The sequence below is a fragment of the Paenibacillus sp. NPDC056933 genome (assembly GCF_042674385.1).
Lineage (GTDB): Bacteria > Bacillota > Bacilli > Paenibacillales > Paenibacillaceae > Paenibacillus.
Window position 1 is genome coordinate 253,713 of sequence record NZ_JBHUQN010000005.1, and the last position, 26,608, is coordinate 280,320.

General features: G+C 47.0%; 22 protein-coding genes and 1 riboswitch. Of the genes, 9 read left to right on the top strand and 13 right to left on the bottom strand.

Annotated features, from left to right (window positions below; all coding sequences use genetic code 11):
• Positions 1 to 10 precede the first annotated feature (10 nt).
• A complete protein-coding gene (locus ACFTRD_RS27570) occupies positions 11 to 1,537 on the top strand; it encodes a Ppx/GppA phosphatase family protein (RefSeq protein WP_379385614.1) in 1,527 nt (508 codons plus the stop codon).
• Here ACFTRD_RS27570 and ppk1 read toward each other — a convergent pair.
• On the bottom strand, positions 1,497 to 3,578 hold the full coding sequence (gene ppk1, locus ACFTRD_RS27575) for a polyphosphate kinase 1 (protein ID WP_379385616.1): 2,082 nt from the start codon (positions 3,576 to 3,578) through the stop codon (positions 1,497 to 1,499). The two genes, ACFTRD_RS27570 and ppk1, sit on opposite strands and share 41 nt — an antisense overlap.
• A 248-nt stretch (positions 3,579 to 3,826) precedes the next feature.
• Between ppk1 and ACFTRD_RS27580 the strand changes: the two genes are divergently transcribed.
• The 3 genes from ACFTRD_RS27580 (at position 3,827) to ACFTRD_RS27590 (ending at position 6,411) form a co-directional block, all read left to right on the top strand.
• Entirely contained in the window at positions 3,827 to 4,054 is a 228-nt protein-coding gene (locus tag ACFTRD_RS27580; RefSeq protein ID WP_062324090.1) for a hypothetical protein, read from the top strand.
• A gap of 415 nt (positions 4,055 to 4,469) precedes the next feature.
• A complete protein-coding gene (locus tag ACFTRD_RS27585; RefSeq protein WP_228469702.1) occupies positions 4,470 to 5,450 on the top strand; it encodes a glycoside hydrolase family 53 protein in 981 nt (326 codons plus the stop codon).
• 460 nt (positions 5,451 to 5,910) lie between these two features.
• Entirely contained in the window at positions 5,911 to 6,411 is a 501-nt protein-coding gene (locus ACFTRD_RS27590) for a hypothetical protein (protein WP_379385619.1), read from the top strand.
• 126 nt (positions 6,412 to 6,537) lie between these two features.
• On the opposite strand, the gene ACFTRD_RS27595 is transcribed toward ACFTRD_RS27590, so the two are convergent.
• From ACFTRD_RS27595 to ACFTRD_RS27605, 3 genes are all read right to left on the bottom strand, one after another.
• A complete protein-coding gene (locus tag ACFTRD_RS27595; RefSeq protein ID WP_379385736.1) occupies positions 6,538 to 7,179 on the bottom strand; it encodes an NAD(P)-dependent oxidoreductase in 642 nt (213 codons plus the stop codon).
• A 153-nt stretch (positions 7,180 to 7,332) separates the two neighbouring features.
• On the bottom strand, positions 7,333 to 11,235 hold the full coding sequence (locus tag ACFTRD_RS27600; RefSeq protein WP_379385621.1) for a carbohydrate binding domain-containing protein: 3,903 nt from the start codon (positions 11,233 to 11,235) through the stop codon (positions 7,333 to 7,335).
• 314 nt (positions 11,236 to 11,549) lie between these two features.
• Entirely contained in the window at positions 11,550 to 11,906 is a 357-nt protein-coding gene (locus tag ACFTRD_RS27605; protein WP_062324086.1) for a HesB/IscA family protein, read from the bottom strand.
• 629 nt (positions 11,907 to 12,535) lie between these two features.
• Here ACFTRD_RS27605 and mqnE point away from each other — a divergent pair.
• Together mqnE and ACFTRD_RS27615 are read left to right on the top strand one after the other, a co-directional pair.
• The gene (mqnE, locus tag ACFTRD_RS27610) at positions 12,536 to 13,642 is read left to right on the top strand and encodes an aminofutalosine synthase MqnE (RefSeq protein ID WP_192270633.1); all 1,107 of its coding nucleotides are present in this window, start codon (positions 12,536 to 12,538) and stop codon (positions 13,640 to 13,642) included.
• A 216-nt stretch (positions 13,643 to 13,858) separates the two neighbouring features.
• Entirely contained in the window at positions 13,859 to 14,920 is a 1,062-nt protein-coding gene (locus ACFTRD_RS27615; RefSeq protein WP_063566178.1) for an NAD(P)/FAD-dependent oxidoreductase, read from the top strand.
• Here ACFTRD_RS27615 and ACFTRD_RS27620 read toward each other — a convergent pair.
• Positions 14,917 to 15,171, bottom strand: coding sequence for a YuzB family protein (locus ACFTRD_RS27620; protein ID WP_063566116.1), 255 nt, complete (start codon positions 15,169 to 15,171; stop codon positions 14,917 to 14,919). The two genes, ACFTRD_RS27615 and ACFTRD_RS27620, sit on opposite strands and share 4 nt — an antisense overlap.
• 80 nt (positions 15,172 to 15,251) lie before the next feature.
• On the opposite strand from ACFTRD_RS27620, the gene ACFTRD_RS27625 reads away from it, so the two are divergent.
• The gene (locus ACFTRD_RS27625) at positions 15,252 to 15,497 is read left to right on the top strand and encodes a NifU family protein (protein WP_192270634.1); all 246 of its coding nucleotides are present in this window, start codon (positions 15,252 to 15,254) and stop codon (positions 15,495 to 15,497) included.
• A gap of 128 nt (positions 15,498 to 15,625) precedes the next feature.
• Here ACFTRD_RS27625 and ACFTRD_RS27630 read toward each other — a convergent pair whose 3' ends face one another.
• On the bottom strand, positions 15,626 to 16,417 hold the full coding sequence (locus ACFTRD_RS27630; RefSeq protein WP_192270635.1) for an SDR family oxidoreductase: 792 nt from the start codon (positions 16,415 to 16,417) through the stop codon (positions 15,626 to 15,628).
• 328 nt (positions 16,418 to 16,745) lie between these two features.
• On the opposite strand from ACFTRD_RS27630, the gene ACFTRD_RS27635 reads away from it, so the two are divergent.
• Entirely contained in the window at positions 16,746 to 17,735 is a 990-nt protein-coding gene (locus ACFTRD_RS27635; RefSeq protein ID WP_379385625.1) for a DUF2167 domain-containing protein, read from the top strand.
• Positions 17,736 to 17,830: 95 nt separating this feature from the next.
• Here ACFTRD_RS27635 and ACFTRD_RS27640 read toward each other — a convergent pair whose 3' ends face one another.
• From ACFTRD_RS27640 to ACFTRD_RS27665, 6 genes are all read right to left on the bottom strand, one after another.
• Positions 17,831 to 18,667, bottom strand: coding sequence for a MetQ/NlpA family ABC transporter substrate-binding protein (locus ACFTRD_RS27640; RefSeq protein WP_379385627.1), 837 nt, complete (start codon positions 18,665 to 18,667; stop codon positions 17,831 to 17,833).
• Positions 18,668 to 18,705: 38 nt separating this feature from the next.
• Positions 18,706 to 19,365 (bottom strand): methionine ABC transporter permease, encoded by a 660-nt coding sequence (locus ACFTRD_RS27645; protein ID WP_379385629.1) that lies wholly within the window; start codon positions 19,363 to 19,365, stop codon positions 18,706 to 18,708.
• Complete coding sequence (locus ACFTRD_RS27650; RefSeq protein WP_379385632.1) at positions 19,366 to 20,400, bottom strand: methionine ABC transporter ATP-binding protein; 1,035 nt, start codon at positions 20,398 to 20,400, stop codon at positions 19,366 to 19,368.
• Between the two features lie 127 nt (positions 20,401 to 20,527).
• A riboswitch (SAM riboswitch) is annotated at positions 20,528 to 20,669 on the bottom strand.
• Positions 20,670 to 20,796: 127 nt separating this feature from the next.
• A complete protein-coding gene (locus ACFTRD_RS27655) occupies positions 20,797 to 21,525 on the bottom strand; it encodes a Cthe_2314 family HEPN domain-containing protein (RefSeq protein WP_379385634.1) in 729 nt (242 codons plus the stop codon).
• Positions 21,526 to 21,742: 217 nt separating this feature from the next.
• The gene (locus tag ACFTRD_RS27660; RefSeq protein WP_379385636.1) at positions 21,743 to 22,681 is read right to left on the bottom strand and encodes a COX15/CtaA family protein; all 939 of its coding nucleotides are present in this window, start codon (positions 22,679 to 22,681) and stop codon (positions 21,743 to 21,745) included.
• Between the two features lie 301 nt (positions 22,682 to 22,982).
• Complete coding sequence (locus ACFTRD_RS27665) at positions 22,983 to 23,327, bottom strand: thioredoxin family protein (RefSeq protein ID WP_192270644.1); 345 nt, start codon at positions 23,325 to 23,327, stop codon at positions 22,983 to 22,985.
• A gap of 141 nt (positions 23,328 to 23,468) precedes the next feature.
• On the opposite strand from ACFTRD_RS27665, the gene ACFTRD_RS27670 reads away from it, so the two are divergent.
• Positions 23,469 to 24,749 carry a DUF2515 family protein gene (locus ACFTRD_RS27670; protein WP_379385638.1) on the top strand — a complete coding sequence of 427 codons (1,281 nt, stop codon included), beginning with the start codon at positions 23,469 to 23,471 and terminating at the stop codon, positions 24,747 to 24,749.
• Between the two features lie 208 nt (positions 24,750 to 24,957).
• On the opposite strand, the gene ACFTRD_RS27675 is transcribed toward ACFTRD_RS27670, so the two are convergent.
• Positions 24,958 to 26,586, bottom strand: coding sequence for a putative polysaccharide biosynthesis protein (locus ACFTRD_RS27675; RefSeq protein WP_379385640.1), 1,629 nt, complete (start codon positions 26,584 to 26,586; stop codon positions 24,958 to 24,960).
• Positions 26,587 to 26,608: the final 22 nt, after the last annotated feature.

The window sequence follows — 26,608 nt, forward strand, 5'->3', positions numbered from 1 at the left end:
GGAGATGCTTATGACACATAATGAAACACTTGGAATCATTGACATCGGCTCCAACTCCATCCGTCTTGTCATTTATGAAATGGACCATGACGGAGCTTATCGCATCATTCATGAAGACAAATATGCCGCTCGTCTGAGCAATGTCGTTGAACAAGACGGCACCATCCTGAGACATTCACTGGATAAAGCCATTACCATTTTGCGGCAATTCAAGGCTACCTGCGAAGCTTATCACACCAAGCTCATCCGGGCTGCAGCTACTGCAGCAATTCGAAATGCAGGCAATGCCCTCGAAATTATACGTTGGCTCGAAACGGAGACGGGACTTCAGGTTGAACGTGTATCCGGCGATCAGGAAGCCTATTACGGTTTCCTTGGCGTTACACAATCGATTGATCTGGCGGACGGTTTTGTCGTGGATATTGGCGGGGGAAGTACCGAAATCACTGTATTCCGTGATCGTAAAAGACTGCACAGTATTTCACTTCCTATTGGCGCCGTTAATTCATATGCCCGTTATGGGAGGGAAGATCAATGGTCTGAAGCTAATGCTACTGCACTTTGCAATGAGGTTATTGAGGCATTAAGTGAACAGGAGTGGATAAGGCAGCATCCGGGCCTGCCTCTCATAGGGCTTGGTGGCACCATGCGTACACTGGCCAAAGTGGAACAGAAAAGAACCCAGTACTCCTTGCCTGTGACACATCATTATGAGATAAGTGGGGAAGCCATGGAAAATATCGCTCTTTCTCTGCCACATCTAACCTCGGCACAGCGCAAGAAAGTCCCCGGACTAGCCAAGGATCGTGCCGATATTATTGTTCCGGGTGTATTGATTCTGCGGACGGTCTTTCGAATGATCCAGGGTGATCGGTATGTTGTGAGTGGAGCGGGCTTACGCGACGGTTTGTTGCGAGATCTCATGGCTGAAGGTCAGCCTGTGGTTCCAGACGCATTGAAGGACAGCATTCGCAACTTCATCCATTTTGGCCCGCCGATCCCGGAGAACCGTCTGCACCGGGTTCATCAGGACACAATCACGATGTATACTGCGCTACAGGGCAGCACCCCTGATCCGGCAGATGCCCGAATTCTGTACGCTTCTTCCATGCTGCATATGGCTGGAAAACAGATTAACTATTTCCGGTATCCACAGCACTCGGCCTACTGGATCATGAATGCCAGCATCTATGGACTGTCTCATCGAGAGACCATTTTGAGCGCTATTGCAGCTGATTATCATCCCAAAAAGAGAACGCCCCAGCTGCTTCATAAGCACAGGGACATTCTGAAGGATTCAGATGAACGACATGCGCATCGCTTGGGCTCTCTGCTGCGCGTCGCTGAAGCCATTAGTCGGTCTGAACGTATCGTCGCCATACAGGCAGCAAAAGAAAACGACTCGCTGCAGATGCAATTCATCTGTACAGGCGAGCCGTTACTGGAACTGAGCAGCCTCGAGGAGGCCGTGAAAGATTTGCAGGAAGCCTGGGGAGTTAAGTTATCGCACTCCATTCAGCAGGCTTCCAAGGAATAATGCCGAGCGCCTCCGTCTGACTTCTCAGCGGGGGTTTTTCATTTTGTACAAATACATAATTGCCGCCAGGCATGAGCTCTCTTGCCTTCACATTATCCATAAGTGACAGATTCAAAATGTCAACCAGCATCTTCTTCAGTTCCGGGTCAAATACCGGACACATTAGTTCAATTCTCCGCTTCAAGTTGCGGGTCATCCAGTCTGCGCTGGACAGATACACATCCGGATTGCCGTTATTTTCAAAATAAAACAGTCTGGAGTGTTCCAGGAACCGGTCTACGATGCTAATTACCCGAATATTCTCACTCAGTCCCTCTACACCAGGACGCAAACAGCACACGCCTCGCACAATCAGGTCAATCTGCACACCAGCCTGAGAGGCCAGATATAATTCATCAATGATGTCCTGATGGGATAAAGAATTGATTTTGGCAATGATCCGGGACCGTCTTCCCTTCAGGGCATGTTCCGTCTCCCGGCGAATGAGTGAGAACAATTCATCCTTCATGCCATCTGGAGCCACCCGAAAGGCCTGCAACGCTTTGGGTCCTGAATAACCGGTAATCTCATTGAACAATTCCGATGCATCCTCGCCAATGATGGGATTGGAGGTAAACAGTCCCACGTCGGTGTATACTTTGGCCGTACTTTCATTATAGTTACCTGTTCCGACATGCACGTACCTTCTCAGACCACTCTGTTCCCTGCGTACGACCAGAATAATCTTGGCATGCGTCTTTAATCCAACCAATCCATACACCACGTGACAGCCTGCCTTCTCCAGCGTACGGGCCCAAGCAATGTTCCGTTCTTCATCAAAACGGGCTTTCAATTCAACAACTACCGTCACCTGTTTGCCGCTCTCTGCCGCATGCGCCAGTGCAGGAATCAGACGCGAGTCGCCGTTCACTCGATATAACGTCATTTTGATCGCCATCACGCGTGGATCTTCTGAAGCCTCAAGAATAAAATCCGTTACCGGTTCGAACGACTCGTACGGATGATGAACCAGCACGTCGCGTTTGCGCAGTAGTTCAAAGTGGCTCTCGCGTGGAAGGAATTCCAGCGGGTATACCGGCTGCACGGGAGTATATTTCAGATGAGTGAAACCTTCCAGACTGTCTACAAATCCAGCCAGAAAACTTAGATCCAGCGGTCCATCGATTTCGTACACGGGGTCCTGAATATCGAACTCTTCCTGCAGCTCAAGCAATGCGTCCGAGCGAAAATCCTTGCATATTTCCAGTCGTACCGGCGCTCCCCGGCGTCTGCGGCGCAGTTCCTTCTCAATAGCTTCAAGCAGATCTTCGGCTTCCTCTTCATTAATGGAAAGATCCGCATTCCGGGTCACGCGGAATTCCTGTACAGCCAGCGGAACGTACCCGCTGAAGAGAGTATGAATATGATGTTTGATGAGGTCCTCGATCAGAATGAACGTTTTCTTTTTACTATTCGCCCGAAGGGGCACCTGCACCACCCGCGGCAGATTGGAAGGCACCTGAACAATAGCCAAAAACGGCTCGTCCTCCTGCTCTCCTTCCTTCTGCAGCATCACCGACAGATACACAGATTTATTGTGTACCAGTGGAAATGGCCGGCTTGAATCGATAGCCATCGGTGTTAATACTGGAAAAATGATCTCATGAAAATACTGGTCCATTGCACGCTGCTGGGTCACATTAAGATCCGTATATTCCTGAAAATTCACGCCTTTCTTGGCGAGCAGGCGAATTAGTTCCCGATAGGTTTTATATTGCTCGGCGACCATGGCCCCGGTACGTTTAATCAACCTGCGGTACAGACCGGAAGGCGTGTACCCCGTAAAATCTTTTTGTGTGAATCCGGCCTTGATCTTCTCTTTTGTCTCCGCTACCCTTACACTTACAAACTCGTCCAGATTACTGGCGACAATGCCAAGAAACCTCATGCGTTCCAGCAGAGGTGTTGTTGGATCTTGCGCCTCCTGAAGCACACGTCGATTGAATTCCACCCAACTTAAATCACGGTTAACGTAGTTCCCTGTTTTGACATCTCTATGCATGTATGGCCTCCGAATGTGTTGCGTATCTATCCTTGGTTAGATGTTCTCCTGTAATTGTACTATTCGTAATCAGCTACAAGCGTCATCGCAGTGTAAATACTATGTAAAATTTATGTAAATGATACCTTATGACGATAACTTTTTCCATCCCTTTACAAAGAGAAGTAGACAGAGTAAAGTGATGTACAGTGTAAAATGGTTCATTTCCTGTTTTCATTCCAAAATTGTATTTGTTAAAGGAGTATATAATGAAATCCAATAAACCTAGAACGTTACAAAAAAATATAGAATTTTTCACAGCTGCCCTATCCCAATGTACGGTAACCGCATGGCAGGAAGATCCGGCTGGCGTATACTGCGAGGTAGGTCGCGGCATCGTGGAGCGGATCAGCGAAGATAGCGTGCGTATTCGCAACGATAACGGTACGAAGAGTCATTATGACCGGGATGTTACGATGTTCCAGACCGAAAAATAATGTTGTGTTAATACGAAAAAAAGACTAGCTTTCCGAAACAAGGTGTTGTATACTCTTGCCACAAGGAAAGGAGGTGCGTCAACATTTCTAATGACATGTTGAACGTGTCCCTTACCCGATCCACTAGCTCAAATTAACTGAGTCTGGTGGAGGCGCGGGATACGGATCAAGGTTTCAAAAAGCGCCACGGGTAGAAAAGCCGTCTTCGGACGGCTTTTTGTTTTGTCTTTTTTCGGGAGAGGTTGAAAAAACAACCAAAATATTGGAAATGGACCCTGTAGTTGAGCAAAGGATGCCCGATATAATTAGGTTGCAACTCAACCCATATTCGAGGAGGCATATTGTAATGCTCAAAAATGTAAGGGGTTTCAAAACATCCATTGCTTTGGTCTTTGTTTTGTTATTCACCTCCATTATGCTGCCTGCAGGCCAGCAAGCCAGTGCAGCACCCAGCTTCGCCAAAGGAGCCGATATCAGTTGGGTTCCCGGAATGGAAGCGCAAGGTTACAAATGGAAAGACAAGAACGGTGTACAGCGTGATATTATCGATATTCTGAAAAAAGATTATCAGATCAACTCGGTTCGTATTCGTGTGTTTGTTAATCCTTCGAATGATTATGGTAACGGTTACATGAATAAAGATCGTGCTGCTGTGCTGGCACAACGTGCCAAGAATGCAGGGATGAGTGTCATGCTGACACTGCACTACAGTGATTCCTGGGCTGATCCGGGTCAACAAACCAAACCTGCAGCCTGGAAAAATTATACGTTCCAGCAGCTGATGGATGCCGTGTGGAATCACACGCGTGAAGTCATGACGGCCATGCAGAGCAAAGGCGTAACCCCGGATTGGGTGCAAATCGGTAACGAAACAAGCAACGGCATGTTATGGGAAGATGGCAAAGCATCCACCAACATGAAAAATTATGCGTGGCTGGTGAACACAGGCCATAATGCCGTGAAGTCCATCAGCACCAACACCAAAACGATTGTTCACCTGGCCGGTGGAGACGATAACGCCCTCTACGTATGGAATATCGGTGGTCTGATCAATAATGGTGCCAACTTTGACATGATCGCCATGTCCCTCTACCCTTCCGCTTCCGGCTGGAATACGGCGGTAACCAATACGGTAAACAATGCCAAGGATCTAATTAACCGGTATGGCAAAGAGATCATCATATCCGAAATTGGCATGGACAATAACCAGGCAGCGGCTGGCAAAAGCTTTGTGGCGGCGATGAAAAACCAAATTCGCAATCTGCCGAATGGCAAAGGTAAAGGTGTATTCTACTGGGAACCTCAGGCTACACCAGGGTACAATGGTGGCTACGGCAAAGGCGCATGGCAGTCAAATATGATGCCAACAGTCATTTTGGAAGGATTTATTGACTAAACACGGAGGGGAAGTGTGTTGGGGAGCAGCGGGTGGACGTTACGGGTACGGATCGTTCTTTCGATCGCTGATTGTCCCCGGATTTTTTGAATTCCCCTATTGCGGGGAAAATCCGCTGACAAACGCGAACGCTTCGCTTCTTCAGAATCGATTCCGTCCCCTCCACTACGTTGGCTGGTTATGAGACACTTCAAAACGTGTTAAGTCACACGGGTGGGTAAGGTAAAAGGCGCTGCTCCAATTCGGGTGCAGCGCCTTTTTGGGGAGTTGGAGTAAGCTAGGCTGGAGCGGTTAGTTAGTTTAGTTAGATCGATTCGTTGGATTGGTATCTTGTTAATTTGGAACGCTTAGATGAACTTGGACGTAAATAGTATATTCGCTTATATAATAAGATAATAAGATAATAAGATAATATTCAGGCAGCACATGCATAACCTTATTCCAGAAGGTGGGGAAACGTATGGGATTTTTAAAAGAACTCGGCCAGTTTGCTGGTGAAGTTACTGGCAAAGTACTGGGCGGCACCGTCAGAGTGGCTGGTGAACTTGCAGGGAGCCCATTCATTAAAGAAATTGGTGATGGCGTAGAGAAAGCTACGATTAACACAGGGAAAACGGTAGGACAACTTGCTAGCGGAACCTATGATATGGCCAGTGGTATGATCAGAAAAGACGATGCAACATTAGACGCGGGACTTGCCGATATCGGAGGAGCCTTTACCAATACAGCGAAAGGTGTAGCGGTATCCGCGAAGTATGTGTATAAAGGTGGTAAAGATGTTGTCGTTGGTTTGCAAGAAGAAGATATGGAGAGAGTAAAACTTGGGGCAAAACATCTGGTTGCCGCTGCGGCAGTCACGACGTTAGCTGTAGGACTTGTTGAGGTCATGGATGGTGCTGAAAGTATGGATTCGGCTGAATCCATAGATAACACGATTACACATGACGTTGCACCTCATTAGGTGACGTATATGTCCAGCGTAACCCGGATTATGGAACACAACCCATAACGCCATCGCCATTACAAAACGGACGCTAATCCCATCGTGATTAGCGTCCGTTTATCTGTTTATATTCTGTTAAATCAATTACTTTGCTTCGCCAACAACTGTAAAGCGCTCGTTTTTGTGCTGAGGATTCTCGATCTCGTCCACCAATGCAATAGCATAGTCCGCATAGCTGATGTAGCTGTTGCCTTCACTGTTGACCAGAATGACATCCTTGCCCGATTGGTATTTTCCTGTACGCACGCCTTCCGGGTTAAAGAAACCAGCCGGGCTCAGGAACGTCCATTGAATACCGGAGGATGCTTGCAGATCCTGCAGGTTTTGCCCTTGGTTGGTCGCTGTTGCTTTGTAAGCATCAGGGAATCCTGGGGAGTCCACAATGCGCAAGGTTTTGGTTTCATCTGTGAACAGACTGCCCGCTCCACCCACAACGATCAGACGTGTATTAGGGGCGTCCTTCAGGACATTGATCAAGGCCTGTCCCACTTCAACATGCAGGTTTTCTTTACCTGCCGGTGCACCGAACGCATTGACGATTACGTCGAATGATTTGACATCTTCGCCTGTAAGATCGAATACATCTTTCTCGAGCACATTCAGGCTCTTATCCTCCACCTTGGATGCATTTCGAACAATGGCTGTAACCTCATGTCCTCTGTCCGCAGCTTCTTTCAAGATCAACTGTCCCGCTTTGCCTGTTGCACCAATAATTCCAATTCTCATCATAATCTCTCCTTTGATTTGTAAATTCAAACTCTATGTTGTAACTATAATGGTTACAATATATCTTGTCAACTACCACGATAAACCCCTGTCATCCCAAAAGATGAACAGGGGTCCAAGGTATGACCGAAAATCAAAACTATACTTACACCGTCACGCGCTCTTTCGCTGTATTGCCTGTAATGTAACTTGCCTATGGGAAGTCGAGAGTAAATCCTCTCGCTTCCCCATCTCCAGAGCAGTCTGCCCCCCGGTAGGGGCACCTGGTGAAATGGCTCCCGCACTGTACGTGCTAACCCCCAGCGGGAACTGATAGTTTTTCCCTCCGTTGTTGTCCCACGTACCGCTGCCGTTGTTAAATACGGCCTCCAGACCGGTTGCCGTACCTACATCAATGGTGATCTTGTTGTAACCCGGCATTTCTGCCGCTGGCATCACCACGCCAGGAGGTGTCGTCCACGTTCCGCCCGTCGGACGGTAATGAATATTCGGACTTGTATATCCCTGCTTGTAATAGATGGTCACACTGTTGCTGTCCGGGACAGCGTCCGTCGTTACCGCAAGTTCGGTACTGGCGGCAGATTTGTTGTTCGCTGCATCATAGGCTTTGAGCGTATAGCTGTAAGTGGTTGAAGGCTTCAGGCCGCTGTCCGTGTAACCAGGCGTTGTACTTGTACCCACCTTCGTTCCGTCACGGAAAATTTCATATCCGGCTACACCAACATCATCGGATGAAGCTTCCCATGTCAGCGTGATACGGTCCGCCGCTTTGGATGTTTCCGCTAATCCGGATGGCACACTTGGTGCGGTTACATCCACTACGGGGGCACCTTCGGTGATTTTTCCTGCGCTGTACGTACTGACGCCCAGAGGAAACTGATAATTTTTTCCGCCGTTGTTATCCCATGTACCACTGCCATTATTAAATACCGCTTCCAAACCGGAAGCCGCACCTGCATCAATCGTCATTTTGTTGTAACCCGGCATTTCCGCCGCAGACATCTTCACACCGGGAGAAGTTGTCCATGCCCCGCCTGTCGGGCGATAATGAATATATGGATTCGTATATCCCTGCTTGTAATAAATGGTAACGATGTTGCCCTCTTCCGTCTCCACCGTCACGAGTGCACTGTCTGGAGACATGTTGCCCGCAGCGTCCACCGCCTTCACCGTATAGCTGTAGCTGGTGGCAGGAGTGAGAGATTCATCCGTGAACGATAGCTTCACACTTTCTCCTACCTTGCTGCCATTCCGGTAAATGTCATATCGTGCCACGCCGTAATTGTCGCTGCTGGCTGTCCATTCAAGTGTCACGGACGAAGCAGTCATTCCCTTGACTTTCACATTTACAGGTGCCGTTGGCGGTTGTGTATCTGCCCCCAGCGTCGTCACCTTCAAAGGGGCGCTCGCGGCAGAACTATTATTCGCCTTGTCCTTTGCCTTGATCGTATACCCATACTCGGTTTCTGGTTGGAGCCCGGTGTCCGTATAACTTGCTGTCTTGGAACTCCCCACCTGGGTACCATCGCGGTAAATGTCATAACCTTCCACCCCAACGTCATCAGATGATTCGCTCCATTCCAATGTAACACTCCGGTCCGTGACCCCCACTGTCTTCACATCCGTCGGTGTTTCTGGTGGTGTACGGTCTACGACCAGGAACGGATGTGTACCTTTGATGGTGCCATTGGCGTCCTCCACCATTTTTCCGGATGCATCTTTGGTATATTTGCCTGTACCTACATAGACGGTCTGAATGTCACTCCGGGTAACATTGCCATTGGCATCGACCGCTTCAATATAATAATCGACCATTTGATCCTGGAATTCGTCAAAATACGTATAATACAGGTCACCGATTTCCTGAGCAGGTACCCGTTTGAACATATCCGTACTGCTTGGCTGCCAGGCAACACCGTTGATATCCGGTTTCAAGTCGCGCTTATTCATCGGGTATTCCTTCCAGGTGCTGACCTTGGCTGGGTCAATATTAGCTACCCCCTTCGCCTTGAGATCTACAGGATCATACACTCGGAACGTGTTGTCCTTGGCATCAGCCCGTTTGTCACGATGCGTACGCACCTTCACTTTGATATCACTAATTCCGTTTGCATCATAGGCATAGGTGTAAATGCCAAAGGTATTGTCAAAATAATGGAGCGTCCATCCTTCCGCCTTGCTGACGTTGGCACTGCCGGGATTATACGGATAACGCTGAGGCCACCAGACCGATGGGCCCGTACGATCCTTTGCCAGTTGGGTGTTTACATAGGGCTTGGAAAAGAATAAAGATTGATTGAACGACAGTGTCGGCTTTACGCCATCATCCACGTTTTCATCGTAATAACCAAATCCGGAGTCCAGCGCTGGCAGTAAAAAATACCAACTAAGCTCAGCCGGATTGGCTCCGTCTTTATAATCGTTCGCCGGGTCCCCTTTTACCGGGTAAGCCATCATCCATGGATTAAGCTGATTGCCTTCATACGTAATCTCACGATCAAGCGCTGTTGTCGGCTTCCAGTAATTCGGATGGCTGTCCAGCCAGATCTGCTCAGCCGTCTTTGCATAATTGAGTGCAGCCTGCTCTAGCGCAAAATTGCGCTCCAGATAATGATATCCATACTCGAACGACACCGTCATGCCTTCCGCGACGCCGTCCAGATTTTTTTTCGGCTCCAGATTAAGACCGGTTGCCTTGTTAAATGCATCAAACTGGCCTTTCCAGATGCCAAAAGGCAGACGCCAATGATACCACGTCGGATCGGACGACGAGTCGCGTGTATCGATCCACGATCCGTCTTGCACGTGTACAACGTCATTAGTTTTCGGGGTATTCGTACGCAAATATTCGTTGATGCTTTCCCCTTTTACTCCCTGCTGGGAATAAGTCACATTACCTGCATTACGCCACGTATCCTCCGAACCAGCGCGACCAGAGGAGTTATCTCCGTCATGTGCGATGACAAAAAACTGCTTCTGGTCCACCATGCCTTCGAACGGTTTAAGTGCATCGGCTTTGACCGAGCCCTGATAACCTTCCTCCCATGATTCAGCCTGAGCGACAGGAATTCCAACGACACGTTTCTCTGTACCCGTGTCAGGATTGACGTATCGAACCCAGTGCGGTGTGGAGGCAAAAGGATATTTGTTGTATACCACCTGCTTCTCGTTAAACATCGGAGACGATACCCACGAACCCACATCGCTGGTATTCTGCAGATCGGCACGATTTGGCGGCGATACCATCGTATCCTTTCCGGGATCGTTCAACAGAGGATAATCTTGCAGGGTACGCGAAAAATGATTGTTGCCAATCACCGACCATTCAATCCCGAGCTTGTCGAGTACTGGAATAATCCGTTCCGAGAAACCCAGCTCGGTGGGAAAAAATCCTTTGGAGGATTTAAACGAATCCCCTAAGAAAAAGGGCTGCGCCATTACTGCATTTTGATAGATAAGATCCTTGAGCAAATATTCGTTTCCAGCCAGGGGCCCCATGGAATGGTGACCTGAGAAATGAATGAGGTCCATCGTTCGTTCACCATTGACGGTTTTGAGGTTATCGTAGGCACTCTTCCAGGGTGAACCCCAGTTTTTGTTGTTGTAACCGTTTACATTATTGGTATACATAAAGCTGTCCACGTTGTTAAGCAGCGAGCCTGACATCGTAACCTGCATTCCAGCGGCAGGATGGTTGTTCTTCAGATCGCCAGCTACTTGCCAGGGCCAGGACAAATAAGCTCCGGTTTTGGCGTGATGAGTATAGTATGAGACGAGATCGTCATGCGGCATCGGTGCCCCGCTGGGCAAATAGTAAGAATATCCGGCAGGGGGACTATTTTTCAATTGAATAACCTGACCATCATACGTGTATCGAATTGGAGTTCCTACCGGAGCCGATGCATATTTGGAAGTATCATAGTAAGCCCAAAAATTCGGCATATGATTATGATATACATGAGAAGCGGAAATTTCTGCAAAAGCAATTGTAGTCTGCAAAGAAAAAATGAGCGGCAACGTCAAAAGAAATGCACCTATCCGTCCTGCTAACTTCATTCCCTACCTCCCTCGATATGAAGCCGTCTGATTCAGACGTTTAGTTCACGGAGTGACGGCTTGAGTATTGTTCAATCCTGTTCCCGAACGTTTTCCTGCCTTACCTCCTCTCTGGCATCATCGCCTATTCTTGTGTTTACCACCGTTCATTTCCGTGCTTTTTATATTGCGCAAACGTTTGCACAAAAACAATATAACTTCGGATGTAACAAAATGTCAATACGAAAGTTGGAAATAGTATCCATTCAACAAAAAAACCTCCATAACATGATTAGCACAAGACTAATCCGTTATGAAGGTCGTAATCTACAATCTTAACAATCCTTATCAGGTACACCTGCTTCTTCCTTCGTACGGAAGGATGAGCCGCAGCCGCATGTTGCCACTGCATTCGGGTTGTGAATGGTGAAACCGCCGGACATGCCGGATTCTTCAAAATCAATTTCGAGGCCATTCAGATATTTCAGGTTTTCCTTCTCCACAACTACCTTCATATCCTGAATATCCATATAGAGATCATCATCGGATTCTTTATCGTCAAAGCCCATGGCGTACGAAAAGCCGGTACAACCGCCCGGTGCTACGCCAAGACGCAAGAACATACCAGGTGTCTCTTGCTGTGCAAGCATTTCTTTCAATCTGTCAGCCGCTGTTTCGCTGATGTTAATCATGCCAGGTCACTCTCCTTTTTCATATAAAATCATGTTCAAAAAGGGCGCTTTTCAGTACCAAGAAGATGGGATGAAGATAGAAATGGAGTAGCGGAGCGTAGGCAAAACTACGTGAGCAACGGACATTTCGGCTGAATCCCATATTCGACGCTGAGATGCCGCTAGGCATCCTTCGTAATCAAAAGCGTACTTTTTGAACAACCTTTCGTTAACTCTTCTTTAAATTATACTCCACCCCGTCAAGGGCCTCAAGTCATGTTTGCCTGTTTCCGCGTTCCCCCTGAACTCCTTTTTCTTCCCAGTGTATTGAACCCCCGGGACACGAGGTTTATAATGAGTAGGTGATCGCCTTGAAATGTCGATATTTTGTCATGACTTATTCAGGTGATGGTCATATATGGAGTTGTAATTTTTTTCACATTTCGAGACTGCATGCAGTCCCCAATGCATATAGAGTCGTAAGACTCATTTTAATGAAAAAATTAGTTTTACGTACGCAGCACACGCTGCACCGGGTAATGAAGAGTTAGTTCATATGAGAGGCGGCTGATGTCCGCATCTTTTCTATGTGGTTCTGTAGCAGGTCCTACACGCCAACTCGAATCCGGCAAAGAACAGGAGGATACAACATGTCTACATTGGTAACACCGTTCACAGACAAAAGAATGGCTGAAATCGTGGAGAAAGTGCAGAACGGCGTAAGGCTGAGTGTTGAAGACGGCGTTTATCTGTATGAAACAGATGATCTGCTGACTTTGGGCCAACTGGCTAATGAGGTCAACCTGCGGAAGAATGGCAAGAAAGTGTATTTTATTGAAAACATGAGCCTGTATTTTACCAACGTATGCGAAGCCCACTGTGCTTTCTGTAATTTCCGCAAAGACCAGGGCGAAGATGGTTCTTACACGTTGTCCGGTCAGGAAATGATTGATTACGTAGAACAGCATATTCACCCAGGTGTACGAGAGTTCCATATTGTAGGCGGACATAATAACCATGTTCCTTTTCAATATTATGTCGATTCCTTGCGTGCTTTAAACGAGAAATATCCTGACGTTACGCTGAAGGCATACACGGCAGCCGAGATTGATTTCTTCACCCGGATCAGCGGACTGAGCATCAAGGAAGTATTACAGGAACTGCAAAAAGCAGGTCTGAAATCACTGACTGGCGGCGGCGCCGAGATCTTGTCCGATGAATACCGCAAAAAAATGCGTGTAGACAAAGCGAACGTTGATCGCTATCTGGAAGTGCACCGTACTGCTCATCATCTGGGCATGCGTACGCATACCACCATGCTTTATGGATCCATTGAATCCTATGAAGACCGCGTAAATCATATGGTACAGATTCGTGAGCTGCAGGATGAAACCAACGGTTTCATGGTCTTTATCCCGCTTTCCATGCAGCCAAAAAGCAAAAACGCCAGCATCATGCGTCGTAACTCAGCGTACGAGGATCTCAAAACGATTGCAATCAGCCGCCTGATGCTGGACAACATCGATCATATCAAAGCCTACTTCATCAACATCGGTCCACAGCTGACTCAAGTCGCCCTTGGATTCGGTGCTTCGGATGCACACGGCACGATCGTTCGCGAACGAATTAGTCATGCAGCAGGCGCACTTACGCCTGAAGGACTCACACGCAAAGAGCTCATATGGCTAATTAAGGGTGCTGGGCGCATTCCTGTGGAACGCGATACGTTCTACAATGAAATTCAAGTGTACGAATAGCTAATGACAAGCATCATTCCCATAAGCGACTTTCATTCTATTTGGGAGCGTTTGGCGTGGAATGGTGCATACTATTGAAACATATCTGTAATTTTAAATGCCAATTTTCAATCCATTCAAATCTACATTAAAAAAGGAGCAGCTATGTTATTGCATAGCTGCTCCACAGGTTACAGCCCCGTTCACGCGGGACTGATGCAGAAAGGAAGCCGAGTCATGAAAAATTTTGTCATTCTAGGAGGCGGCTACGGTGGCCTCACAATTATCAAAGAACTTTTGGAAGGCAAGATCCCGTCGGATACACAAATCGTGTTGGTAGACCGCAGTCCCTTCCAAGGATTGAAAACTGAATATTACGCACTCGCAGCAGGGACTGTGTCCGATTATGACCTGCGTATCCAATTTCCCGTCAGTGACAAAGTCACTTATCGTTACGGAGAAGTCACTTCGATCGACCTGGAACAGCGCCAGATTGAATTTGAAGGCCAGGACCCGCTGGAATATGACAAGCTCGTGATTGGACTTGGGTGTACAGACCGATTCCACAATACACCCGGCGCTGAGGAATATAGCTGTACGATTCAAAGCTTCAGCAAAACACGGGAAACCTACCTTCGTCTTAACGAAGTCAAAGCCTATGGTAATGTGCATATCGTCGGCGGTGGATTGAGCGGCGTCGAGATTGCTGCCGAGCTTCGTGAGAGCAGACCGGATCTGAACATCAGCATCCTGGACCGTGGTGAACGAGTGTTATCCGCATTTCCACAACGTTTATCCGCTTATGTTCATGAATGGTTCGGCGAACATCAGGTCGAGACACGCGGACATATCGCCATTTCCCGACTTGAACCGAATGCCATTTTCAACCGGGATGAAGAAATTCTAACGGATGCGGTGGTCTGGACTGCCGGAATTCAGCCCGTAAAAGTCGTACAGGATCTCGATGTAACCAAGGACCCGCAAGGCCGTGTCGTCCTGAACGAATATTATCAAATTCCCGAATATACCGATGTGTATGTGGTAGGTGACTGCGCCAGCGTGCCGTATGCACCAAGCGGTCAGGCTGCCGAAGTACAGGGTGAACAAATCGCCCATATTCAGCATGCCCTCTGGAAAGGTGAAAAGCCCAATCCGCAGCCGCTTAAGCTTCGTGGCACACTCGGTGCACTTGGCAAGAAGGCTGGATTTGGGCTGATGGGCAAAACGTCCATGATGGGACGTGTGCCACGTATTTTAAAAAGCGGCGTGCTCTGGATGTCCAAGCGTCATCTCGGTTAATCGAGATCCAGCTCATCCCACGCATCGGCTTCGGCAATTTTGGCCAGGATGGCGTTATATAAATCCTCCACTTTGTCGGTAATGACAAGCTCGCCATTCACCAATGCAAATGGAGTCATGTAACATTGGCCGCAATTGCTGAGGCAGCCGTATTCTATCACATCATAGTCTGGATTTTCTTCCAGTTGATCCATGACTTCATCTGTACCAAAATGCATATTATTGGCACAAAATTCAATAATCGGTCTCATGTAGGTTCACCTGCTTTGTTTGACCATTTTAATTTATGGCCATTTGTAATATAATATAGTAAGGAAAGGAGTTGAAAAAAATGAGCGAAAACGCACAAAGCACCATGTACGATGAGGTATCTGATGTGCTTGACAAACTTCGTCCGTTCCTGCAGCGCGATGGCGGTGACGTGGAACTGGTCGACGTGGAGGACGGCATCATTAAGCTGAAACTGGTCGGTGCCTGCGGCAGCTGCCCAAGCTCCACCATTACCTTAAAAGCCGGGATTGAACGCGCCCTTCTTGAAGAAGTTGAAGGTGTCGAAGAAGTCGTACAAGTATTCTAATCAATCCTTCACGAAATAAACCTCAAGAGCCTTCGCTTCGCATGAAGCGGAGGGCTCTTTTTTTGTGCAAATGAAGGCAGTCCCTTTTTTCATCGAACCTGATCATGCCTTATCCTTGCATTTCACGCCTAAGTCCGCACTTCGCCATCCTCACGCTGTATATTGGGACGGATCGGATCAAGTCCTCCAGATACATCCATAATATTGCCTGTTATAAAATCGGAATGATCCAGGCACAGATAGGTGATCACTCGCGCAATATCTTCACCGCTTCCAGGACGCCCTCTAGGCGTTTCCCCGTCGGCTATGCCAGCCATCTCATCAATTGTTTTCTCTTTGTTGGCACCGCGGATATCCCCCGGACATACCATATTAACTGTGATGCCGTAAGGAGCTTCCTCCACTGCAAGTGTCTTTGTAAATGAAACCAGACCTACCTTCGCAGCTGCGTAAACCGCCCGATGGGGCCATGACCTCGCTTCTCCTGCATGACTGAAGCCAAAATGTATAATTCGTCCCCACTGCTTACGTCGCATCTCTGGCAATACACGCTGGTCCAACAGCATCGGTCCAAGCAGGTTTCCTTGCACAAGCATCTGAACCTCATCTTCCGAATACTCGGCAAACCGTCGACGTTCACGGACAAATGGACCCGCGTTGTTCACCAGAATATCAATGCTGCCCAATCTCTCTTCAACCTGAGCAACCAGCATGGTGATCTCTTCTGTCTTGGAAATATCGGCCTGGACGGCAATACAGCGCACACCCTTGGCTATGATCTGAGCCTTTAATGCCTCAGCTTCCGTACGGCTATGTACGTAATTCAGGGCAATATGGCACCCTTGATCTGCAAGACTGAGGGCCGTCATTTTACCAAGACCTTTGGCACTTCCCGTTATGAGGGCAATCTTTCCCTTCACGTTCATCCCCCTCTTCAAAGAGCAGTCACTCATCCAGTATAAAAGATTTATCATCCCCCCACAACTCGCGTTTCCCACCAATCTGTACCATTTGCAAAAAAGTGTAAATTAAGGACTAAATGCTTATCTTTTGATGGACTAAAATATATCGATTTAGGTCTTTTGGAGGGAAATTAACCCTTTATCTCCATATATCTCTTGCCTGTTCTAAATGGCTATGATAATGTCGTTAGGTCCTTGTTTTTTAAACAAAAAGTTCCAAATACATAAATAAATTCATTATAGAATTGAACAGCACTTTTTCAGACTACACCGAAAGGAACTCGCTATGAAAAACAAAAACAAACGATGTTTTCTTGCTCTTCTATTGGTAAGTTTGTTAACATTCTCTTTTGCAGTACAGGTATTCGCATCAAGTGAAACCGACAAAGCACCCGATGAATATGACTGGATTGACGGACCAGCATCCGTTTCCCTGGATAATAAGGCCACTTTGGAAATACAGGAAAATAACTACTTTCTAGATAAAGCTAATACACAACGCTCAATGTTAAACATGGGGTCAAAACCTAACGGGAATGAGATTGGAAGTCTATACAGTGATAGCCAATCCGGTTCTTTGTATGTAGTGTTTGAGTATGTTAAAACAGGTCATATTGATGATAGGGAGCAGAATCTGGATGCCAATGAACTGTTAAGCAGTTATATCCGGGGCACGGAAGAAGAAAATAGAAATGCTGCACCTGAAGATAAAATGTACGTAACAGGGTGGGAAATTGAACCGACATATGACAGTAGCAATCATCGTTTAATTTATTCTCTTGGTTTCAAGGATGCTTATCAGCAATCCATGGTCAATTACAACGTAAAGCTCCTGACACGTGAAGGATACATCACAGCCATTCTTGTCACAGAAACAGCCAACTTTCAGCAGAGTCGCCTCGCATTCGAAGAGATGGTTCTTAACAGGCTCAGCATAAATACAGGTTACACTTACGAAGATTATGATGCTTCCACTGACAAAACATCGACCGTCGGACTCAAAAGCCTTTTGGTTGGCGGAATTGGTTATACGGCGGGCCAAAAATTCAGCATACTGATTCTGCTAAAAAAAGGGTGGCCTTTTATCGTTATCGTATTACTTGCCCTATTGGGCTGGAACAAATACAAAATGAAAACGTCGAAGAAAGACGAAGCCATGCTATCCCCCACTGAGAAGGCCTATCTGCAAGATGCGGATGAACAGCAGTATGCTGAACAAAACGAATTATCTTTTTATCGCAAATCTGGACAGCAATCCGAAACGAAACGAACATAACCAAAGACATTAAAAAGGCCATGCATCTCTTGTTCAGAGATATATGGCCTTTTCTGTGTGTATATTTTGGTATGCTATCAGCTTAATCGTTCAGCTTAAAATGCAGGTTCTACAGCACCTTGATAACGTTCTTTGATGAACGTTTTAACTTCTTCAGAATGCAGAGCTGCAGCCAGTTTCTGGATCGCATCTGCATCTTTGTTATCTTCACGGGATACAAGGATGTTTGCATAAGGGTTACCTTGCAGATCCTCGATCAGCAGCGCATCCTTCTCTGGGTTCAGATTGGCTTCCAGCGCGTAGTTGGCGTTAATGAATACCAGGTCTGCTTCATCAAGTTGCCGAGGCATCATGGCTGCATCCAACTCAATGATATTCAGGTTTTTCGGGTTAGCTGTAATATCCTGAATCGTGGAAGTAATATTTTTGTCGTCTTTCAGCGTGATAAGTCCTTCCTTCGCAAGCAGCAACAATGCACGACCGCCGTTCGATGGGTCATTAGGGATGGCTACTTTGGCGCCATCTTTCAGTTCATCCAAAGACTTAATTTTTTTGGAGTAGCCAGCAAATGGCTCAACATGCACAGGTGTTACAGCAACGAGGTGAAAACCACGTTCTTTGTTCTCTGTATCCAGGTAAGGCTGGTGTTGGAAAAAGTTTGCATCCAGCTGTTTGTCCTCAAGTTGTTGGTTCGGTTGAACATAATCATTGAACGTCACGATTTGCAAGCGAATGCCTTCTGCTTCGAGCTCAGGTTTGATGCTTTCCAAAATTTCCGCATGTGGTGTAGGTGATGCTCCCACTTTCAATTCCACGGTGCGCGGTGCGCCTCCAGCATTGTCAGCGCCGCTGTCGGAATCCTTATTGTTTCCGCAAGCCGCAAGAACCGCAATCAGCATAATGCTAAGTAGAGCAATAGACCATTTTTTCATGTGTAAAACCCCTTCTCCAATAAATTTTTATCTATGTGTTATTTCCTGGTGAACCATTTAACCAACCGATCGCCAGCCATCTGAAGCACTTGCACCAGTATGACCATAAATACAACGGATATAATCATAATTTCATTTTGATAACGGTAGTATCCGTAGTTGATAGCCAATGTTCCAAGACCTCCACCACCAACCATTCCCGCCATTGCCGTGTAGGAAACAAGGGTAACGATCGTAATGGTGATCCCGGCTAGCAGACCCGGCAATGCCTCTGGCAGAAGCACACGCCGTACAATCTGTCCGGTTGAAGCTCCCATCGCCTGTGCCGCTTCAATGACGCCACGATCCACTTCACGCAGTGTAGTTTCCACCAACCGGGCAAAGTATGGAGCTGCAGCAATGACGAGCGGTGGTATAACGCCCATTACACCTGTAGCTGTGCCGACCAGTGAACGCGTAAACGGAATGAGTGCAACAATCAGAATGATAAATGGTACTGATCGCAAAATGTTTACGATAAACGATAGTACAGTGTACACCACTTGAGACTGGATTGAAGCCGACCTTGCCGTCATGAAAAGCAATACGCCTAGCGGCAAACCAATGATTATCGTGAACAGGCCCGATGCCCCCAGGATCTGCAGTGTTTCAATTGAAGCCTTACCGATTTCTTCCCAACGTACCGTAGAAAAATCCATTTAACGAAGCACCTCCACATCAAGTCCCTGATCCATTAACTCATGAATGGTGAGATTAATCTCATCCGACTGCCCCTCAAACCGAACAGTCAGCTGTCCATAGGGAACTTGCTTGATCGTTGAAATGGTGCCTTGCAAGATGGCGAAATCCACTCCGGTTTTGCGAACCGTTCTGGACAAAATCGCCTCATATGTTTTATCGCCAAGGAAGGATATTTTTACAAGCTTAGAAGATCCGTCCGTCTGCAATGAAACACCTGCACTCGCCAGAGCGGTCTCTTCCAATGCAATTCCCACCTCATGGTCACGCATCATAAAGTCACGTGTAATTGCATGCTGCGGCTTGAGGAATACTTCCGTCACCGGCCCTTGCTCCACGATGCCTCCTTGATGGATAACCGCCACCTGATCACAGATATTCTGGATCACGTGCATCTCATGGGTGATTAGAACAATCGTGAGGTTATACTTTTCATTGATATCCAGCAATAACTTCAGAATCGAATCCGTTGTCTGGGGATCAAGTGCCGATGTGGCCTCATCACACAGCAACACGTTCGGATCACTCGCGAGTGCTCTCGCAATACCCACCCTTTGCTTCTGTCCGCCTGACAGTTGGGCTGGATATTTATTGCTGTGGTCCTCCAGTCCAACCAATGCGAGCATTTCCTTCACTTTGCGATCTATTGCAGCCTTGGGTGTATTGACCAGTTTTAAAGGAAAAGCGACATTGTCGTACACCGTAGCCGAAGATAACAAGTTAAAATGCTGAAAGATCATGCCGATCTTGCGCCGTTGTTGTTGTAAATCGGTCTTGCCCAGACGGGTTAAATTGATCCCATCAACCCAAACCTCGCCTGCCGTCGGTCTTTCGAGCAAATTGATACAACGGATCAATGTGCTCTTGCCTGCACCCGAATGACCGATAACTCCGAATATTTCACCTTTGCCGATATTCAAATTTAGGTCCGACAAGGCCGTCGTACTTTTAGCACCTTTACCGTACGTCTTGGTTAAACCTTTTAATTCAATCAAAATTACTGCTCCTTCCCACTACCTACATGTATCTTTACCCGAATGAAAGGAAAACTCCCCTTGGTCGTACAAAAAAAGAGCCCCTTTTGCAGAAACAAAAAGGGCTCTTCACGTGAAAGATTATACCTTCTCATCTGCCAAAATCGTGCCTTGCACCATTTTGTAGGAATTAGCACCTAACATCTATAAAGTATGACACAGCTGTCATGCAGTTATAAATCGGTTGCCGGGCTTCATCGGGCCTGTCCCTCCGCCGCTCTCGATAAGAAATATTTAATTTATAAGTTCAGTAGTTATAATGTTAATGTCATAAATGTTAATTCCATCTAACTGTCGATCAGGAACTCAGTATAATCCAAGTATTCCGATTTGTCAAAGGCAAATATTGCAATCCAATCACCTCGCAGGGTGATTCATTCCCTGCTTATGCCACTTCTCGTTGATGTAGCCATACGCTGCTTTTAATGTCTTACATACCATATCTACACCCTGGCGGAGTTCCAAAAGATGCTGATCCAGGTCTTCCAGCTTCACTTTCCCTTGCAAAGTCTGGTGCAGCTGCCACAGATCATCCTGCATTTCGGAGTTCATGTAATGAATCTCCATGTTTCGTCGTTTGCGCAATTTGCTCATCGGCTCACGGTAGGAGTCTTTGATCCGGATCAGCTCGTTGGCAAGATCATGATGCAGCTTGTCATAGCCAAACTGTCTTAATACGGTGAAATAAGAAAAATGAATTTTAACACTGGTTGTATTCAGCTCAAATATTTCATTCAACACCGTACCTAACTTATCCAGAATGGCAAAACATCGGATGAAACCATCCTTGTAAAAGTAAACGTAACGAGCATACTCCGCTTTTTCGGGTATTGTCATATCATCCGTAGAGCCCGCTTTGACTTTTTGACGAAAATGGGAAGCAGCAAAACAGCTTTGCTCCAGTTCATCCAACGAGGAGATGAGTCCCTGGGTCCACACATACAGTTTACGAAAATCATGGGCAGGATCATGGTCCACATGCATTTGTCGCTGAAATAGCTCAAGTGTAGCCGCCATCGCCTCCATTGCTTCTTTGAGGATCCCTTCGTTTTGACGCGGTAATTCACCCAGCAACGTTCGCAGCATATATAGCCTCCTCTATCCACTCTGCAGATCATCAAAATAATAATAATTTATAATATTAAACAAAATCGGAATCAGAGTAAACGTATGACCGCTGCTTACATTAGGTTGCCCTGACACGCCTGACATCAAACAAAGTTCACCTGTCCAATGATGTACATCATCGGATGGTGAACTTCACTGGATTCATCCCCTGAACTACAATAATTTTTCGGATATATTAGAAACGGTTAACGGGCCGATGCAACTTGTACACCAGGAAACTCATATAGGTTAATACACCGAACAAAATGGCAATATCGAGCATATGCGCCAACGCCACAAACATATACACTTCCGGGCGGTTCATCGTAAGCATTAGTCCAAAACCTATGACCACTTGCAACAAAACCAGCACAACAGAAATAACGCCGAGAGCTCTTAATTCCGTGTTATTCGGATGTTTGCGATACGCAAAATGACCGAGAATGGCAATGACGATCACTAATGAAACAGCCGCCACCCGGTGAGCAAAAGCAACAGCTACGCCTCCCGAGAGTTCAGGAATAATCTGCCCGTTACAGAGCGGAAAACCTGAACAGCCACCAGCAGAATCCGTATGGCTCACAAAGGCCCCAGTATATACCACGAGGTACGTATAGATTGTGGAAAACCACACCAGATTACGAAAACCTTTGCTGACCCGCGGGTATCGATTCAATCGTTCCAATCCACCGTGGCGAGCCTCCTGCCGAATACCGAGCGCCATCATCAAGGAGCTGGCAAAAGCGATTAAGGCAAATCCGAAATGCAGTGCCATGACTGCGGACGATTGGGAGAATACGACGGCAAAAGCCCCCATGATTCCCTGGACAATAACAAAGACCAGTGTTAGAAAGGAAAACAATTGCAGATCACGGCGTGATTTGCCAAACCGCAAAAATGCTACAAATGAGGCAATGGACAACAGTCCTGCCAGTGCGCTGACCGCGCGATGGGAAAATTCAATAAGTGAGGCTACAGTGTGTGCCGGCACAAGTTTTCCGTTACATAAAGGCCATTCCGCGCCGCAGCCGAGACCTGATTCCGTTCGAGTTACAACGCCTCCGCCAAATGTGGCCAGAAACATGACAAGACAGGTTAATACGGTTAACCATTTAAACAAGGTTAAGTGCTTCAATTTTTTCTCACCCGCTGTTGGTTTAAGATGGCGAAGAACTACATTCTCCGCTTGATTCGATACTTTGACACTTATTTCACAACTAAATTCATTATACCGGATAAATGTGTCATTGACGCCGCGCTTTGTGACAAAATGTTAACGTCTGTCGAAAAGTTGACCCACAGGTCATCATCAAATATGTACATCATTACACGATAGTTTCCCCCGGAAATGATGAAAATACAAACGCCACTTCCCTATTTCAAGAGAAATGGCGTTCCTTTAATTATAACCTTTAACATGATGAACCTGTCACACTTTATTTATGAATCGTGTTATACACCTCAACTGCCCGCTGCAGGAATTGTTCAATCTCTTCCCTCGACTTGCGCAGTTTGTTCACATAACGAACGAGTTCCCGGCCATCTGTGTAAGCTACAAAGCTGGGAATGCCAAGTATATTTTGCTCTTCACTCACCGTACCCACCTGATCCACATCGACTTCAATCAACGTTAGGTCACGTGAAAACTTCTCTTCAACTTCAGGCATAAAGGGATCGATAAACTTGCAATCGCCACACCAATCTGCCTTAAATACCGCTACAGTTAAATGTGGAGATTGAATTGCCACATCAAATTCCGGTTTGGATGTAATCTTTTCCATTACAATATCATCCTTTCTATACCTTGTCTTATCCTCTTAGTGAAGCAAATTGCGGAGTGGAAGTCAAATATTCAGCGCATACTGATATCAACAGTTTATAAACTCAACCATAACCAGAATTTCAGGAAAGGATGTCATGCCATGACTTCCGTTAAAACGGATTCTTCCGAGTCTGCCCATCACGGGTCGATCATGCAGATGGTTCGATCCATTCCCGGTGCGGCCCGGGAAGTGTGGCGGGGAAAACAGGCCGCCTGGCAGGCTTCAAACCAGCTTCGTCATCCCTCGCGAGACATGGATTGGGACTCCGACATGGCTGCAACCTTGCAAGCAGAAGTGGAGCGTCTGTTGCCCGGGAACGAGAATGCTTTTGCACGAAATACGCTTAGTGCACTGGTTTGTGAAGAGGATTGCATCATTCTGGAAGAGATCAAGACATTAACGCAGGAGAACAATCGAAGTAATATCACTCGCACAGCGGCATATCTGGAATGTTATGAACAGTATCCGGAGCTGCATTGGGCTTTACTGGCCCATATGGTCTCCCGCAATGGCGGATATCATATGACTGATCTTCAGAGTGACCTTATGCACAATCTGCAAAATCAAACAGACCGTGAACAAATGTATCGACTACTGGAGCGATGCAATGCACTTATTTTTCAGGATGCTTACCCCCAGCTCCTGTTGTACATGAACAGCCGCCGACTCGGCCGGAGTTGTTTTCATTTGCTGTCCCATTTTCATATATCGGCGTTCATGACGCCGTTCTGGGAACGATTTTGGCTGGAGCGATGCAGCTCACTGCTGAGTGTGGCGTTAATTATTAATGAGCAGAACTATATTGAGAGCCGGGTGGTGCAGCATCCTTATTTTCAAAAACAAGTGCTGTCCAAACCCGCATTCCATCTGCATAATCTGGCTGGGCTTAACCATATTGTATTTCCACTGGGACAGGGCAAAGGTCTTGCAGGCCGGGTGATTGAGCATTTTGGCAAGCTGGATGAGCGGATTATGTTTGGCAAAGGCTTATATGCGATGCTATTCGGAGTGGAACACGTATTCACACAAGTGTTGGAATTTGCGCGCTCGGTTCCCCACCGTGGCTCACGTGCTGAATACTGGCCTGGTCTGTTCACCGCTCATAAAGATGCAACCAGAGAAGGTGAGCTCTTTAGCCAGGATCTGCTGGATCAAGAATGGCTAGCAGAAGAACAACGGTTATTTAGTCCTGAATTGCTGGCCGTATGGGGTGATACGCCCTATGAACCGATAACAAGGCAGGATTGGCTGCAAAATCGCGATTGTCTCGGTCATCTCACGATCCCGCGCCGCCCCTGGCTGTTCGAAATGAGTCATGAACACCGGTATGGCATGCTGAAGACCGCATTGGCCCATGATACCAAAATGTTAACGCATTAAAACAATTCTCCACTATAGATCGAAATTTGCAAATGGGACCCAAGAAACGATGCTATGGCTTGCAAATGACCAGACTTTATTCGATGTTGACGCTTCCCACTTGTATGTAATACCTCATTACAAAAAAAGCCCTGTCCACTGTGAAAGCAGACAGAGCTGGTACTAATTTTTAAACAGATAACAAAGTGTGTATTGTGGGTTGAACAGGTTATCCACGTTGCCCGGCTCCACGCTGTAGACGCATGAGCGGACGGAGTATCTTTTGCAAAATACGAGGGTAACTGCCCAGCTCGTCCTTGCGCAACACACGCAGAACGACCATGAGTACCAGATACACAACAACCACAAGAGCACCGACAAACAGACAGGTAACAAGGAAAGATACACGTGTTGGCAGGAATAAATCAAAGATGGAGTTCCCGGCCCAGTTCGCGGCAAAACCAACACCCGCCGCGAGCAGCACGGTAATAATGAATCCTTTCCAGCGATCACCCATAATCGAGAAATCAACAATTTTCCGAAGCACCCGCAGATTGAGGTACGTTATGACCAGGAAACACAATGCGGTCGCAATAATAATCCCGTAAATGCCAAAGATTGGAGCGAGAATCAGACTCGCTACGAGTTTGACTATGATCCCTGCTGCCACGCTGATCATGGTGATCCGTGGTTTGCCTACCCCAAGCAAAATGGAATTGGTGGTCATCATTGTAATTTGGAAAATCGTACCGAACGTCAGCAATGTAATGATTGGTGTCCCGTCTGGACTGGTGAACAGCAATCCGTTAACGGAATACGCCGCCGCACATAGTGCAATGACAATCGGCATTCCTGTCAGAATTGAAATGCGCAAAGCAAGCGTCACCTGATTTTTCAGATGGACTTCATCCTTGCGTGCAAAAGCTGCCGAAATGACAGGCACAAGGGATTGACTCAGTGCGATAGCCAGAATTGGCGGAATACCTGCAATACTTTGGGCCTTCGCACCGAGAATGGCAAGTACTCCCGTCGCTTCCTCCAGACCAATACGTCCGCTGAGCAGCGGAACTACCAGAGATGAATCAATAAAGTTAATTGCCGGAACAGCGAGTGAAGACAACACAATGGGAATTGAAAGTTTGAAAATATCACTGTAGATGCCCCGCATGGGCAGTTGCTCCACACGCTCGTAATTCAATTGCGCTGCACGGTCATTTTTTCGCAGCTTCAAGGTGAAGTACAACATGACGCCAAAAGCGCCAATGCTTCCGAATACACCCCCAAATGAAGCCCCTGCAGCAATCGTTTGATCATCGTAATTCCATTGCAGCATAACAAACGCCACGATGATCGCTGTACCTACGCGTGCAAACTGCTCCACAATCTGTGAAATGCCGCCTGCCGTCATGTTGCCGCGACCCTGGAAATATCCACGCATCATGGCGATGGCAGGAAAGAGCAGCAACGCTGGAGCCAAGGCACGAATGGCGCTCACGGATTCCGGTACTTTGGATACGTACGTAGCATAATAAGGTGCCGCGAACCACAATAAAGCAGACATGACTACACCGGCTACAGCCGCAAAGATCAGGGCTGCACGGTAGATTTGTTGTGCTTCGCCTGCGCGTCCCAGTGCATAGCGTTCCGACACCATTTTGCTAAGTGTACTGGGTATGCCTGCTGTAGCAACGGTTAACAGCATTAAATATACCGTATTGGAGATGGTAAACGATGCGTTACCGATATCGCCGAGGATATGCTCCAGCGGCACCCGTTGAACCAATCCGAGCACCCTTGCGATCAGCGCAGCTGCCGCCAGAATGAGCGTACCCTTAATAAATGTTTCTTTCTTAGACAAACCAATTCCCCTTCTTTCCCCC